Below are 15,135 nucleotides of genomic sequence, written 5' to 3' on the forward strand. Positions count from 1 at the left end.
AATCATGAAAATCAATAATAATATTCAGGCGTTAAACGCCTACCGTAACCTCAATCAAAACCAGATGAATACATCCAAAAATCTCGAGAAATTAAGCTCAGGTCTACGCATCAACCGTGCAGCGGACGATGCAGCCGGACTTGCCATTTCTGAAAAGATGCGATCTCAGATCCGCGGCCTTAAGATGGCCGAACGAAATGCCATGGACGGCATTTCGTTAATGCAGACATCAGAAGGAGCGATGCAGGAATCACATACCATGCTTCAGCGCATGCGTGAGCTTGCCGTCCAGGCAGCAAATGACACGAATACGGATAACGACAGAGATCAGATTCAAAAAGAAATTGATCAGTTAAAACTGGAAATTGATTCGATATCTGAGAAAACCGAATTTAATACGAGGAAACTATTGGATGGAAGCAGTGCGATGGTGTCAAGTTTTCCTTCCAATGGAAATGATGAAACAAATATAATGGGTGAGCCGAATATTTTGGATCCTAATTATGCTACGGGAAATTATGAACTTAATATTTCATCAAGTGAATTAGATGTGGTTATAAATCAACCTGGACCAGGATTAAATAATTCAGATTATGTAACGATTGATGGCTTTGGGACAGATGAAGCTGAAGATATGAAATTTGGAGAATATACTATCATTACCAGAAGTGTTAATGAGGATAATACCGAAGCAACAATTGAAATATTAGATCCTGATGGATTGTCTTTAGGACAACCAAAAAGTATAGATATTGGAAGCAATGCTCCCGAAGAAGGAGATCAACCTGAAAATATATTTGGTTTAGGAATAGATACTAGTAGAATTAATGGTGCAGATACAGCTAAAATTAGTATTGAAGCAAAGGCAGAATTGACATTAAGCAGATATGATGATGACTTTGTTAACTTTAATGAAGCAGAGAATGATGATATTGCTGATCCTGTCAGAACTACGCAAGAGATCAGATCAAAGAACGGGAATTTCAGATACGAAAGAATTGATTTTTCCTTTAATGCAAATATTGCAGATGGAGATCAGACTTTTAACATCACTAATAATGCCCTTGCATTTCAGATTGGTCCAAATACAAATCAAGATGTAATGATTGATATCCCTAGAATGAATCAAGTGGCTTTGGGCGTTGAAGATGTTTCTGTATTAGATAATGAAGCTGCTAATCAAGCTATATTTTCAATAGACAAAGCCATAGATACTTTAAACGATGCGCGCTCCAAGCTTGGTGCGGTGCAAAATCGAATGGAACATACGATTAATAATCTGCAAGTGACCCACGAAAACCTGACCAGTGCGGAGTCCCGAATCCGGGATGCTGATATGGCGGAAGAAATGACAGAGTTCACGAAGAACAATATTCTGAACCAGTCAGCCACGGCGATGCTGGCACAGGCCAATCAGCTGCCTCAGGGTGTTCTGCAGCTGTTGCAATAAGTTTTTTTAACAAAGGTTGCATTTTCCCGCAGCCTTTGTTTTACTCTAAGGAGACAGACATAAAGGGTGAAGCGCGATGGAAGTAAACAAAGTAGGGCGCACCGGTTTAAATCGATCAGGACAATCTGCATCTCAAGGAACCGAAGCGAAGGTGACATTCCAGGAAATTATGAAGCAGGGGCGAAATAATGCCCAATACGAACGATTAGGTGAACTTCTTGGGAAGATTGAAGATCAAGGGAAGACATTGTCAGAATCCAGAACGGTGGATGAACTGCGGAAATATAAGCAGCTGGTCAAAGAGTTTATGGATGATGCCGTGAAACTTGGGCTCAATCTCGAGGAACGAAAAGGCTTTAACCGTCGTGGACGAACGAAAGTCTATAAAATCGTTGAGGAAGTTGACCGGAAGTTGTTGGATCTGACAGACGCTGTTATTCATGAACAAAAAAAATCATTGGATATCCTGAACATGGTCGGGGAAATTCAGGGACTGTTGATTAATATCTATGCCTGAATAAATAGGAGTGAAAACATGGTTCCGTCGGGAATCATGTTTTTTGTTTGCACTGATTTATGAATATGGACAACGTGACGCTGTCACAAAGCTAAGAATGAATAGAATGGCAGTTCTAGAAGAAAGACAATTCATATGTTAAACGATTGACACAAAAGAAAAAACAGCCTACAATAAAGATATCATGAAATCGATTTCAGAATTATTATGAGGAGGAAATTAAATGTCTGTGAAAAATGAAATTATGCTGATTACTTACGCGGATAGCATGGGAAAGAATCTGAAAGAGCTGAATGAGGTCCTGGAAACGCATTTTAAGGGGGCTGTAAGCGGGGTTCACCTTCTTCCTTTTTATCCATCCTCTGCAGATCGAGGATTTGCACCAATGACATATCAGGAAGTAGATCCCTCTTTTGGGACTTGGAAAGACGTGGAGGTCATCGCCAGAAATTATGACACGATGTATGATTTTATGATCAATCATATTTCGAAAAGCTCTGCGTACTTTCAAGATTTTGTAGAGAAAAAAGATGATTCGGCGTATGCAGATCTATTTATCCAATACAAAGATTTTTGGCCGAATGGGGAACCGACTCAGGAAGATGTAGATAAGATTTATAAGCGTAAGCCACGGGCACCCTATATTGATGTAACATTTAAAGATGGTTCATCGGAAAAAGTATGGTGTACGTTTGATGAAGAACAGATTGACTTGAACGTCTATCATGAGCGGACGAAACAATTCATGAAAGACAATTTGGAATTTCTTGCGAAGAGAGGAGCTTCGATCATTCGACTTGATGCTTTTGCGTATGCGACTAAAAAACCGGGCACGGATTGCTTTTTTTTAGAGCCGGATACGTGGGAGATGCTAGATGAAATCCAGGAAATTCTCGAGCCATTAGGGTGCGATATCCTTCCGGAAATCCATGAGCACTATACCATTCAGCTGAAACTCGCAGAACGGGGGTATTGGGTGTATGATTTTGCGCTTCCTATGCTTGTGCTCCATGCACTTTACAGTGGTCGCACGGACCGCCTTTCGCACTGGCTGAAGATTGCACCGCGTAAATCATTTACGACGCTTGATACGCATGACGGGATTGGGGTAGTCGATGTGGCGGATTTAATGACGCAAGAAGAAATCGAATCCACACGCGATGATCTGTTTACCAAGGGTGCCAATGTGAAAAGGGTTTATAATACTATGGAATACAACAATCTCGATATTTATCAGCTGAACTGCACGTATTACAGTGCATTAGGTGATAATGATCAGGCTTACGTTCTGGCAAGAGCCCTTCAGTTTTTCGCACCTGGTATACCGCAGGTTTATTATGTCGGACTGCTTGCCGGTAAGAATGATCTCGAGCTTCTTGAAGAGACCAAAGTAGGACGGAACATCAATCGCCATTATTACACAAAAGAAGAGATTGCTGATGAAATGAAGCGACCAGTGATCGATCGACTGATGAATTTAATGAAGTTTCGCAACCAGTACAAGGCGTTTGATGGAGAAGTGGAAATCAAGGATGATCCGGATAATCACGTACTGGAAATGACTCGTACAACCGGCAAACTAAAAACGATGCTGACTGCGAACTTGGCAACGCATGACTTTACGATTCGCTATCTGGATGAAAAAACGGGTGAAATGCAGGAATTGTCCGTCTGAATGGAGTGAAAGAGGATGGTGACGATTAAAGATATTGCCAGGGAAGCGGGGGTTTCCGTTACGAGTGTTTCACGCGTGCTGAATGATCGGGGCTATCTGAGTGATGATTTGAAAAACAGTGTCTATGAAGCAATGGAGAAATTGAATTATCTGCCCAATGAAATGGCCCGATCCCTGCAGCGTAAAAAGACGTCAGTGATAGGGTTGATCATTCCTGACGTGGCCCATCCATTCTTTTCTCAGTGGACAAAAGTGATTGAACAGGAGGCTTTCAAGCGCGGCTATAAAATCCTGCTCTGTAACAGTGATCATGATGCTGTAAAGGAACAGGAATATGTAGACATGCTTCAGGCGAGCCGTGTGGATGGACTGATCTTTGCGAGTCACACGCAAGACATCAGACATTTTGAAATGCTGGCTCAGCCCGTACTGGCTTTTGAACGGGATCTAGGACCACAGATTCCAAGAATTACTTCTGATCATCATAGTGGGGGCAAAATGGCCATTGAACACCTTTATGGTAAAGGGTGCCGGTCTATTTTGATAGCGGGTGGCCATTCGGATCTTAAGATTGCAGGAGAAGACCGTTATTCAGGTGCCATACATGCACTCGAAGACTTGGGTGTTCATTATGAATGGATTCACGGAGACTACAACACCTTAAAGCTTGAGGTATTAAGAGAGAAGATCATTCATCATTTACAGGCTGCTGAACGGCAGTTTGACGGTATCTTTGCCGGTAGTGACGTGATTGCCGGCATGGCAGTTCAAATTGCAAAAGAAAAGGGCCTTCTTGTACCGGATGATATCAAGATCACAGGTTATGACGGTGCGGAGTTGAGTATTTATATGCCTTGCACCATAACGACGATCTTGCAGCCGATTGATGAGATGGCGAGAACATCGGTCACGTTATTGATTGATCAAATTGAAAATCCTGATAAACGATCAAAAAGTCCGGAACCTTTTAAAGTAAAATTGAGACAGGGAATGACGACCTGATGAAAGTCAATCATTTAAAAAAGGTGATATCTTCCGGTGAAATCCGGAAGACATCACCTCAGTTTTGATACAGAGGTTACGAATCGGTCGGTGAGAATGGAGTGATTTCTTTCAGGATGAAGGTCTTCGTGGCATTCATCCGGTGTTCAAAGGATTCGAGTGCCAACAGCGGGTGAAGTTGATCGAGATTCAGTTCCTGAAATCCATCACGGGTGATCATGGCACTGTAAATGTATACATCCTGATCATGACCATTTCGTTCATCGAGCTGTTGTTGATAGCCGGAGACGATTACTCGCTCGACGGTCGGCAAGTAAGCGAGAAAGTAGCTGGCTAAGTATAAGGCTGTTCCACCGGCAAGTCTAGCATAATGATCTCTTTGATCCCGTTGGGTTTTCTCGGTGATCTTCAGTTTTCCTGATTTTAATACTTCTGCTTCTTTCACCGGAACCTTATCAGGATTTGGGAGGTCCACATCCACAAAGACAGTCTGTGCATCGACTACATCATAATCCACATCGGTTTCCAAAGGGAAATCCAGTTCATCGAGAAAGATACCAGCCCAGTCAGCCATGGCATCAGCTTGTCCTTTTCTGACTGAAGCCAATAATGTCTTGCGAAATTTTATTTCTTCGTCCCGGTCACGAAGGGCCTCTTCGTGATCGGTCTTTTCTTGAATGAATGCCATCTGTGCATCGGCGTTAACAGCCTGATTGAGTTCTTTTTTCTTAGAAGGCAGGAGATGTATCAGTTTATCAAACCATGAGAAGTCCTGCGTTAATTCCTCTTCTCTTTCTTGCACGTACTGCTGTAAAGAAGGTTCCTCTGGTGAGTCGCCAAAGGATTCTATGAGTCTCTGATCCAGATCCGCATGGATATCATAAGCATCCTGATGAAGTTCGAGAAGCCTGGCAGTTCGTTCATTGACTTCATCTGCCTTTGTCTGATAGATCTCTGTGATTTCCTCTTTATGTGCACGTTTTAAGGCAGTCGTTTCTTCACTGGATAACGGCGTGCCGTCCGAACGGGTGAAACGGACATCCTGGTCTTGCTCATCCCATTCAGTCAGCACAGGTTGAGAATGGGTTGGTCCCTTTTTGGATCCGGTTTTCCGATGTCCGCCCGTCCCGGATGTCCTTTTTTTATTCAGCTTTGAACGGTATGATAACCCCGTACCTGGAAGACCGGCATTGCCATAAACCCCTCTTGTTCCAACAGAAACGGTCCCGCCGCGTTTTCCAACAGACGTACTGACCCCACGCTTACTGAGATTGACTCGAATACCTGGAGCGACACGAATCCTTCTTTGAAACCTGAAACTCATTTTATTCACATCCTTAAACTCGACTTAAAAGTAATATTCATTGCTATTCTGTTACTCTCATCATAAAATAGATATACATGAATGGAAAGGGATGAGGTCATTGTTCCAGGATACGTTTTACTATAAGACCGACATCGACCGGCCTTTATCTGAAGTCTGGTCGTTTTTTCAGACTAATGATAACCTGGCGGCGATCACCGGATTTCCCAAGATTCGGATCCTTGGGGATAAAGATGTGACAGAAGGTGCAACAGTTCATTTAGAGATGAATTTCTACCTGATGAAATTGGAATGGAAAGGTGAGATAACTAAAGTTGTTCCAGAAGCCTTTTTCATGGATGAAGGAACGAATTTACCTTTTCCATTTACGGCATGGCGACATGTTCATGCCTTCAAAGAAATTGATGAACAGACGACACGGATGATCGACCGGGTGGAGTTTGCAGCGAAAGTACCATCGCCATTGATTCGTTTAATGCTGAAGGGGATGTTTAAGGACAGAGAGCGTCAGTTGGAGAAACATTTTCTGAAACAAGATGGATAGAAAACAGGCCCTTTGCTGATTTAACGACAGCAAAGGGCCTGTTTTGTATTACATCCAACCTGCGAGATATTGGCGGGGAGGTTCCACTTCTTTTGCGCCCAACGATTTTGCTGCCTCCAGAGGCCAATAAGGATTTCTGAGGAGTTCACGGCCTATCAAAATCATATCCGCTCTCCCATTGTGAATGATCTCTTCAGCCATATGAGGATTTGTAATGAGTCCTACAGCACCGGTTAATAGACCAGCTTTTTTACGCATGTTCTCTGCATAGGAGATCTGGTAGCCGGGATAGGTTTCTATGGCTGTCCGGACAACTCCACCTGAACTGCAGTCGATCAGATCCACTCCCAGTTCCTTGAGGAGGCGTCCGTATTCGATCAGGTCTTCGGGCTGATTTCCTTCAGGATGGTATTCGTCAGCGGAGAGCCTGACGAAAAGAGGGCCGTCCCAAACGACTGTCACAGCTTCAGTAATTTCTTTTAAAAGACGGAACCGATTCTCTTTCGTACCGCCATAGTCATCCGTGCGATGATTTGATAGAGGGGAGAGGAACTGGTTAATTAAATAGCCATGGGCACCATGCAATTCAATTACATCGAATCCAGCAATTCGGGCTCTTTCTGCAGCTTTTTTGAAATACTGAATGAGTTCCTGGATATCATTTGCCGTCATCTCATCAGGTATGCGGTTTTCTTCATCAAAGGCAATCGCAGAGGGTGCCATTATTCGGCCGTCATAATTTGCTTTTCGTCCTGCATGTGCCAATTGAATGCCTGCCTTCGCTCCGTGATTATGAATTCCATCCGTCAGGTTCTTAAGTCCTTCAATATGATCACTGCTGTATATCCCGAGATCCTGCGGGGATATGGCACCGTTTGCCATCACCGTTGTCGCTTCTATCATAACGAGCCCCACCTGACCCGCCGCTCTGGATTCATAGTGGTGCTGATGCCAATGGCTGGTATGACCATCTTCCGAAAATGAAGAATACATACACATCGGAGCCATGGCAATCCGGTTTTTGAAGGTAACATTTTTGATTGTGAGTGGTGAGAATAACAAGGCGCTCATATAAAAATCTCCTTTTTCGTCAAAATGAAATAACCGCAGAAAAACCGGGACTCAGTCGTCCCGGTTACTGTCTAGATTTGAAAGTCTTCGTTGTTCATGTAAATAACCATTTAAATGTGCCAGGAGCTTACTTCTGGTAATAATCCCGTCAAAGGCGCCATTTTCGTTAACGACACAGACAAAGGGGTAGTTAATTGATACTGTCATAACCCGTTCCAAGGTGGAAGTGGTTACTACCGAAGCAACATCTTCAGTCATCATATCCCGCACGAGGAATTGGCTCAATCGTTCAGGTTCCATCCGTTCGATCCCGAGAATTTCATCCAAAATCTGTGCCTTACTGATCAGCCCACAGAGCTCATAGGATGTCGTCAGAACGGGGATAGCAGTGTAGCCGGATTTTACAAGTACCAGTAAAGCATGCTCTAGACTGTTATCAGGCTGAACATGGGCAACATCTTCGGCGGGGATAATAAAACGTTCAATTCCGATATTGAGTAAATCCTGTTCTTTTGTGTTATGCATAGTATGCACACTCGCTCTCGAAGTATTTCAAAAATTTATGATAACTCAATTATAAGTTTAGTGACAAGGTTTAGAAATGTCAACTGGACTTAAAAAATGTTGAGGAATGATTGACAGACGCCACATACCCATAGTAGTATAATTATATACCAGATGGGGTATAAAACAGATCGGAGTGAAGTCGCTATGCTGATGAAAATCTATCATTTCCCTCAAAAACACCTACTGCTGGTTTTACCCAGTGTTTTAATTCTCAGTTTTATAACCGGGCTCTATGTCAACACACAGGCACTGGGTCCAACCATTTTAATCGCCACGATCATTATGATTTTCGCTACAATGGTAGGTTTAAAAATTCAGGAATTGACTAAAATCCGACAGGAATCCAAATTGATCGGAGTGTCATTCTTGATCAACTTCGTATGGATTCCGCTGGTGGCGCTTGTTATTGGCATGACGTTACTAAGCAATGATCCGTTAATGTTTGCTGGACTTGCTTTAGTGGCACTTCTTCCGACCAGCGGGATGACCATTGCCTGGACCGGTATTCAGAAAGGAAACATGCCTGCCGCTGTCAAGTTGACTGTATTCGGGCTGGTAGTGGGTTCAGTTCTGACACCTTGGTATCTGCTGATTATGGTGGGTCAGTATGTTCCGATAAATATTATGATGACATTCCGCACGATATTTATGGTTGTATTTATTCCACTTGTTCTCGGACAAATTGTGACGCGGATCCTGTTAAAAAAATACACACAACAGGAATTCAACAAGAAAATAAAACCAAATCTCGCGCCACTCAGCATTTGGGGACTTTTATATGTCGTTTTTGTCAGCACCAGCGCACGTGCAGAAATGCTTGTGGGAAGTCTCGACTTGATTTTGTATGCAGCTTTTGCGATCTTATTGTTCTATGCCATTAATTATACGTTTGCCACATTTATTGCTACAAAAATGTTTAACCGTAATGACGGAATTGCACTGGTAAATGGAACGGTACTTCGAAACTTATCCATTGCCATCGGTATTGCTGCTACGGCGTTTTCTGCAGAGGCTGCTATTCTTGTGACGATCGCATTCATGTTCCAATATTCGAGCATTTCGTTCTATGCGAAATATTCGGCAAAACGATGGTTCAGCCAATCCGAAAGGGAAGAGGATCAGGCATCATCCGTTTAAAAACAATACGATGATGGGTATTTGAAAGAATAGAGTCAACAGGGACTCACTTTGGTCATACAAAGGCATAGAACCCTGATATTTATATTTTGGTAAAGAAAGGTGATTTACATGATGATGTTTCAAATTAAAGCAAAATCAGAAGGATTGAAGGTTGAGGCTGAAGCCGGTAACCATGCACTCGTGTTGGATGAAGGCAGTCAAATGGGTGGTAAAGATCAAGGACCCAATCCCTTGCAGACAACTCTATCAGCTTTAGCTTCTTGCGAGAATGTGACAGCGCATATGGCAGCTAAGGAAATGAATTTTGATCTCAAAGGCATTGAATTCGATATTTCCGGAAAATTTGACCCAAAAGGATTCATGGGAGATCCAAATGTGCGACCGTATTTTGAGACGGTAACCGTTAACGCAAAAGTAAGAACTTCAGAGTCTGAAGAGCGTTTGAAAGAACTGCAAGAAAGAGTGGAAGCACGCTGCCCGGTTTATACCATGATGAAAGCTGCCGATGTTGACCTTCAGGACACTTGGACAATCGAACCATGATATTGATGTAAAAAGGAACCAGCTGACTTGCAGCTGGTTCCTTTTTTGGTCTGACTATTTCCGCATTTTGAAGGCAGCGTTCAACTGACCACGAAGCATTTTATCCCGTACATCGGATTTCTTCACTTCCTGTTTGCGAATCTCGAAGGTTTGCATACCATCTTCCATTTTATTGGCGATTTCGACGAGTCGCTCCACATCGGCAAATGAAAATTTCCGGGTACCGCCCTTACTTCGCTCAGGAAAGACGAGTTTTCGTTCCTCATAATAGCGGATTTGTCTTTCAGACAGACCGGTTAATTCACTCATGATTCCAATACTGATCACTTTTTTGTCTTTATAATCCAGTGACAAAGGCGATCGCCTCTTTCTCCGCTGGTTGCGATGTTTTGTTTACTATATCATGAAAGAATTTCTCTTGTGTATTTTTTGTAAGATAATCTGACGTCCGGTGTTATTTTTTCTGTCCCTGTTCCTGTATCATGGTCTTCATTTCCTCAATTTCGGTTCGTAAAGACCGGATTTCCGCCATTTGTTCATCACTTCTGCGAGTATTTTCCTGTTCTTTTTCTTCACCTTCGGATTTTTCTACATTGCTGACAATAACGCCGATAAACAAGTTGAAGACAACAAATGTACCAACGAGAACAAATGAAACGAAATATATCCAGGACCACCAGATTTCTTCAAAAATCGGGCGCATGACATCACTTGCCCACGATTCCAGGGTAACCACTTGAAACAGTGTAAGAAGAGACAACTGGAGATTGCCGAAATATTCTGGAGAAACGGTTTGAAAAAGCATGGTTCCAATCACTGCAAAAATATAAAAAACGATTCCCATCAATAACATGATATTTCCAAGCGAAGGGATGGTTCTCAGCAGTGCGTCCACAAGTCGGCGTAAAGAGGGTATTACGGAAATTGCACGGAATACCCGAAGCACCCTCAGAATCCTCAGAACCGTTACGAAATGGGCACCGACGAAGATATGGCCGGCACTGACGATGATAAAATCAAACCAGTTCCAACTGCTTTTAAAAAAAGAGGTAAAAGGTTTGGCTGCAATCATTCGAAGCGCAATTTCAATCGTAAAAATCCATAATAATAAAGTATCAGCGGACCAGAAGAAAGAGCGGTATTCCTGGTAGATCGTTGGGTAAGTTTCAAGACCAACAATCACAGCATTGAAGAGAATCAGGATAATGATGGTTGCTTGAAACAGCCTATGTTCTACGAACGTATGTACTTTTGAGCGGAATTCACTCATGTTGAGTATCTCCTTTCAACAATATGAATCTCGTGATTTTTATTATCATTTTACATGGCAGATTACCATTGTACATCAGGGAATGTGTTGATGAAAAAGAATATAAGTATCATAACAGAAAAAACCGCTGACTCCCCCTTTTACCGGGGATCAGCAGTCAACCTGACAGTTAAGTCGTCTGTTTAATGACCGAATTCAATTTTAAAATACGCTGTGTACAGTCATAAGAGCTGGAGAAAGACAATTCAGAAAGCTGCCCTTTTGCTTTTGTCCAGTCTCCGGCAAAGTGTATATTTGGCATTTGCTCGAAGTGCGTTGGTAAACCATGGTGATGCATATTCCAGCGAATCGCCTGGAGTACCGGTTTTTTTGAAGCGCGGGGAATGACGAGTTCTTTTCGCCATCCTGGGAAGTGTTTGTCATAAAAAGCTTCAAATTTTTCAATGATCGCTTCATGAGCTTCCGTATCATTGACTTGATCAGGTCTGAGATACGCCACTGCTTGCAGAAGTTGACCTCCAGGAGGAGCAGCAAGAAGATCATAATAAGAAATATCCGTAATAAAGATTTGCCGGTCTTTGTCAAAGACATACGTATACTCTGTTTCGATCCTCTTTTTTAATCCAACATCATAAAACATGACAAACGTTGATTCATAATCAGTGTATTTTCTGAACTCTTTGTTAAGATGGGTATCAGTAAACAATTTTTGCAGTTGTTCCGGTGGGATGGCAAAAATGAATTCATCTGCGTTAAACTGATGACGTTTCGCAAATGCGCTATGGACTGTTTTACCGTCTGTCTCCAGATCGGTGATTTTTGTTTTATCAAAAATATCTCCATTATTATCTTGGATGGTCCTTTTGAATTCATTGATCAGAACCTGCCATCCCCCTTGAATAAAGCTTACTGGAATATTCGTTTTAAATAACCTACGGTAATATGAAAAGAAGACATCAGAAGGAATTTGACGAGCATCACCTGCAAAGAAATTACTGTTGGCCAGATTTAACATCATATCACGGACGGCAGGGCTGATCTTATTCAACTCAATCCATTCCTGAATGGAGAGTTCGGGATCTCCTTTTTCAAATCCGAGTGTTGTAAACAGAATGTGATAAGCAAAGCGGAATTTATCCGCCCCTTTCAGCAGTTTCGTTTGCAAAAGCCCACCGAGGCTCGATGGAATCACAGTCGTTTCCTCGCCCATGTCATAGCGGGAATGCAGCTGTTGATAATCTTCCCATGTGATATCGAGATTCATTTCTTTTTCCATTTGTGTTAAATACGATTTATCCCGTGCATAAATAGCGTGAGCCCCGAAATTAAACTGAAAGCCTTTTAATTTAATTGTCATAGCTCGTCCGCCGAGTTTCCCCCGTTCCACCAATGCAACTTTTTTACCGTGGTGGGCGAGACGAGCTGCGGCAGATAGTCCCGCTAATCCACCGCCAATGACAACTACATCATAATGGCTGCGCTTCATAACTAGTTCCTCCTAACAATATAGTAAACTGTGATTGTAGATTCATGTTGACTGCATCAATGCCGTGTTTTTACTACATTTATATTGTTAATTAAGTATAGAATAAAAAAGGAAAAATGAAAAGTGACGCTCTTTAAATAACGCCAGAAGTTGCCAAAGTAAAAGCAGTAAAGACTAAAGTCTTTACTGCTTATCTGTTGTATCAGGTTTCAATTTGCTGTTGGAAGTTAACGATTGACCAAGTTCCTTTGATCGATTGCATGCAGCGCTGATGCAATCGATCACTGAAGATTGAACCTGATGCTCTTGCAGTATTTTAAAACCTGCTTCAGTGGTACCGCCTGGACTCATAATTTGTTCATAGAGTATCTTTGGTGGTATATCTTCGGATTTCACACGAATACCTGCGCCCAAGAGAGTCTGTGAGACGAGCTTTCGTGCCATTTCCGGATCGATTCCTTCCTGGATTGCGGCTTTTTCCATGGATTCCATCAGATAATAGATATAAGCAGGACCAGTGCCGGTCAGTGCAGTCATCGCATCCATCTGATTTTCATCAACTACTTGGATATCGCCGATATCGAGAAACAGATTTTTGAAAATCTTATGCTTGGAAGGTGTCATATGCTGTCCACATGCATAAGGAGTCATTGCCTCATTGACAACGGCAGATGTATTCGGAATTGCGCGGATAACCGGAATACGAAAAGGGAAAAAGGATTCAAAGTCTTCGGTTGTAATACCTGCCATGACCGAAATCAGTGTATGCTCAGGTGTGAAGTAATCGAGATAGGGTGTCAGTGCTTCTTGCCAGTCTTTCGGTTTGCAGGCAAGGATGATTACATCACTGTGTTGAATGAGTGAGGCAGGATCACGCTCTGCCTTGACCTGATATGTTTCTTCCAAGTATCGAAGCCGTGTGTTGTTTGAGTGATTTGTCACTTGGATATGTTTGTGATACCGGCCGTTATTCTGTTCGTTTGTCCAACCAGCGATCAAGGCTTCTGCCATTGATCCTGCACCAATCAGACTGATGTTTACTGTCATCGGTATCTCCTCCATCATTTATTAGAATATTCAGATGATATATGAAGCACATTATGCACCTGGTCAGATCATCTGTCAAGAGGTGAATACTGGAATCTTCAGCGGGTTTTCGTTATACTTTCATCGTTGATTCAATATGCAGCAGGGAGTGAAGGATTATATGAAACAAACATTAACAGGTGAACGCGTCGTGATTACGGGTGCTTCAAGCGGAATCGGTAGGGAAATGGCCTTGGCTGTTGCCGCAAAAGGTGGTATACCGGTATTGACAGCGAGGTCAGAGAACAGGTTGAGAGAAGTTTCCGAGGAGATTGGCATGCTCTATGGAATCAGAGCGCCGGTGTATCGTTTGGACGTGGCAGATACAGATCAGGTAGAGCAGGTTATCGAGCAAATATACAAAGAAGAGGGCGCTATCACTACATTGATCAACAATGCGGGATACGCCATCTTTGACTATATTGAAGATGTTGATATGACAGATGCCAAGGGCATGTTTCATACGAACGTACTTGGTACAATCGCCTGTACAAGAGCAGTCATGAAAAGAATGAGAAATCAACGGTGCGGATCAATCATTTTCGTGGCTTCACTTGCTGGGAAAATTGCTACACCGAAAGCGAGCGTATACTCTGCTACCAAACACGCAGTAATCGGATTTGCAAATGCGATCCGGATGGAGACGTCTGAAGATCCTATTTTCGTCAGTACGATCAATCCAGGGCCCATTGAGACGGAATTTTTCGAGATTGCAGACGCCGAGGGGACATACAAGCAGAACGTAAAATCATTTATTCTGGATGCAAGTGTTGTTGCCGAAAAAGCTGTCAGGTTGATTATTCGTCCGAAACGTGAACTGGAATTGCCACGATTGTTAAGCGTAGCCGCAAAACTATATCAGCTTTTTCCAGCCCTTGCTGAAAAGATTGCAGCAAAACAGATGAATAAAAAATAAGTCTTTAATGAATTGCTGTTCATTATTTCATCTTATTGTCACGCAATTGTCAATGAAAATTCACCATAAATCAGTCATGATCATGTATGATATAAATTGTAGTTAACAAACGCTGTGATTCATTTCACAAATAATACCCAAAGAGAGGTCGTTTACGATGATCGTGAAGGATTTAGTAGAGACAGCGGAATTACTGAGTGACGAAGTAGTCGAAGGATACTATGTCGTTTATGAACGGTTTGAGAATGTTGATTGTCGCTGTGCAGGAAAGAAAGTAGAAGAAATTGAATGTGACCCAGAAGAGGCTGTTCAGATTTTAACCTGCCCTGAAGATTCTTGCGACTCCTTGAAAAGTATTAAAACTTTCAATATTGGAAAAGATGTCTCAACAGTTGATGCAGCTCTTGAGGTCATTCGGAAAGAATACAGTTATATCATGAAAGAACTCATGCCTCTTGGGTAATCCAAGAGGTTTTTCTTTTTGGAATAATGATATAATAAAAGAAATTGACTACAGAAAGGGATGAAATGATGATACGGATCA

The 15,135-nt window shown here is 42.3% G+C and carries 16 protein-coding genes; 9 read left to right on the top strand and 7 right to left on the bottom strand.

All coding sequences use genetic code 11. From position 1 onward, the window contains the following. Positions 1 to 4: 4 nt before the first annotated feature. From BBEV_RS06695 to BBEV_RS06710, 4 genes are all read left to right on the top strand, one after another. The gene (locus BBEV_RS06695) at positions 5 to 1,450 is read left to right on the top strand and encodes a flagellin N-terminal helical domain-containing protein (RefSeq protein WP_069364761.1); all 1,446 of its coding nucleotides are present in this window, start codon (positions 5 to 7) and stop codon (positions 1,448 to 1,450) included. A 76-nt stretch (positions 1,451 to 1,526) separates the two neighbouring features. Further along, positions 1,527 to 1,967 carry a YaaR family protein gene (locus tag BBEV_RS06700; RefSeq protein ID WP_069364762.1) on the top strand — a complete coding sequence of 147 codons (441 nt, stop codon included), beginning with the start codon at positions 1,527 to 1,529 and terminating at the stop codon, positions 1,965 to 1,967. 223 nt (positions 1,968 to 2,190) lie between these two features. Beyond that, a complete protein-coding gene (gene gtfA / locus BBEV_RS06705; protein ID WP_069364763.1) occupies positions 2,191 to 3,642 on the top strand; it encodes a sucrose phosphorylase in 1,452 nt (483 codons plus the stop codon). Between the two features lie 15 nt (positions 3,643 to 3,657). Next, positions 3,658 to 4,644, top strand: coding sequence for a LacI family DNA-binding transcriptional regulator (locus BBEV_RS06710; protein ID WP_069364764.1), 987 nt, complete (start codon positions 3,658 to 3,660; stop codon positions 4,642 to 4,644). Positions 4,645 to 4,720: 76 nt separating this feature from the next. Here BBEV_RS06710 and BBEV_RS06715 read toward each other — a convergent pair whose 3' ends face one another. After that, positions 4,721 to 5,968, bottom strand: coding sequence for a DUF4236 domain-containing protein (locus BBEV_RS06715; protein ID WP_069364765.1), 1,248 nt, complete (start codon positions 5,966 to 5,968; stop codon positions 4,721 to 4,723). A 91-nt stretch (positions 5,969 to 6,059) separates the two neighbouring features. Here BBEV_RS06715 and BBEV_RS06720 point away from each other — a divergent pair, with 91 nt between their 5' ends. After that, positions 6,060 to 6,512 (top strand): SRPBCC family protein, encoded by a 453-nt coding sequence (locus tag BBEV_RS06720; RefSeq protein ID WP_069364766.1) that lies wholly within the window; start codon positions 6,060 to 6,062, stop codon positions 6,510 to 6,512. 48 nt (positions 6,513 to 6,560) lie between these two features. On the opposite strand, the gene namA is transcribed toward BBEV_RS06720, so the two are convergent. After that, positions 6,561 to 7,583: an NADPH dehydrogenase NamA gene (namA, locus tag BBEV_RS06725; protein ID WP_069364767.1), complete on the bottom strand. Its 1,023-nt coding sequence runs from the start codon at positions 7,581 to 7,583 to the stop codon at positions 6,561 to 6,563. 51 nt (positions 7,584 to 7,634) lie between these two features. Further along, on the bottom strand, positions 7,635 to 8,108 hold the full coding sequence (gene cbpB, locus BBEV_RS06730; protein WP_069364768.1) for a cyclic-di-AMP-binding protein CbpB: 474 nt from the start codon (positions 8,106 to 8,108) through the stop codon (positions 7,635 to 7,637). A gap of 186 nt (positions 8,109 to 8,294) precedes the next feature. On the opposite strand from cbpB, the gene BBEV_RS06735 reads away from it, so the two are divergent. Continuing rightward, the gene (locus BBEV_RS06735) at positions 8,295 to 9,287 is read left to right on the top strand and encodes an arsenic resistance protein (RefSeq protein WP_198155077.1); all 993 of its coding nucleotides are present in this window, start codon (positions 8,295 to 8,297) and stop codon (positions 9,285 to 9,287) included. A gap of 111 nt (positions 9,288 to 9,398) precedes the next feature. Further along, positions 9,399 to 9,833: an OsmC family protein gene (locus BBEV_RS06740; RefSeq protein WP_069364769.1), complete on the top strand. Its 435-nt coding sequence runs from the start codon at positions 9,399 to 9,401 to the stop codon at positions 9,831 to 9,833. Positions 9,834 to 9,887: 54 nt separating this feature from the next. On the opposite strand, the gene BBEV_RS06745 is transcribed toward BBEV_RS06740, so the two are convergent. The 4 genes from BBEV_RS06745 to proC form a co-directional block, all read right to left on the bottom strand. Then, positions 9,888 to 10,181 carry a MerR family transcriptional regulator gene (locus BBEV_RS06745; protein ID WP_069366637.1) on the bottom strand — a complete coding sequence of 98 codons (294 nt, stop codon included), beginning with the start codon at positions 10,179 to 10,181 and terminating at the stop codon, positions 9,888 to 9,890. A 106-nt stretch (positions 10,182 to 10,287) separates the two neighbouring features. Beyond that, positions 10,288 to 11,103, bottom strand: a complete 816-nt coding sequence (locus BBEV_RS06750) for an ion transporter (RefSeq protein ID WP_069364770.1) — start codon at positions 11,101 to 11,103, stop codon at positions 10,288 to 10,290. Between the two features lie 169 nt (positions 11,104 to 11,272). Next, positions 11,273 to 12,589 carry a phytoene desaturase family protein gene (locus BBEV_RS06755; protein ID WP_069364771.1) on the bottom strand — a complete coding sequence of 439 codons (1,317 nt, stop codon included), beginning with the start codon at positions 12,587 to 12,589 and terminating at the stop codon, positions 11,273 to 11,275. Between the two features lie 183 nt (positions 12,590 to 12,772). Then, positions 12,773 to 13,636: a pyrroline-5-carboxylate reductase gene (gene proC / locus BBEV_RS06760; protein ID WP_069364772.1), complete on the bottom strand. Its 864-nt coding sequence runs from the start codon at positions 13,634 to 13,636 to the stop codon at positions 12,773 to 12,775. A gap of 160 nt (positions 13,637 to 13,796) precedes the next feature. On the opposite strand from proC, the gene BBEV_RS06765 reads away from it, so the two are divergent. After that, entirely contained in the window at positions 13,797 to 14,591 is a 795-nt protein-coding gene (locus tag BBEV_RS06765) for an SDR family NAD(P)-dependent oxidoreductase (RefSeq protein WP_069364773.1), read from the top strand. Between the two features lie 157 nt (positions 14,592 to 14,748). After that, entirely contained in the window at positions 14,749 to 15,054 is a 306-nt protein-coding gene (locus BBEV_RS06770) for a hypothetical protein (protein WP_069364774.1), read from the top strand. The last annotated feature ends 81 nt before the right edge of the window (positions 15,055 to 15,135 follow it).

Source organism: Salisediminibacterium beveridgei, from assembly GCF_001721685.1.
Taxonomy (GTDB): Bacteria; Bacillota; Bacilli; order Bacillales; family Salisediminibacteriaceae; genus Salisediminibacterium; species Salisediminibacterium beveridgei.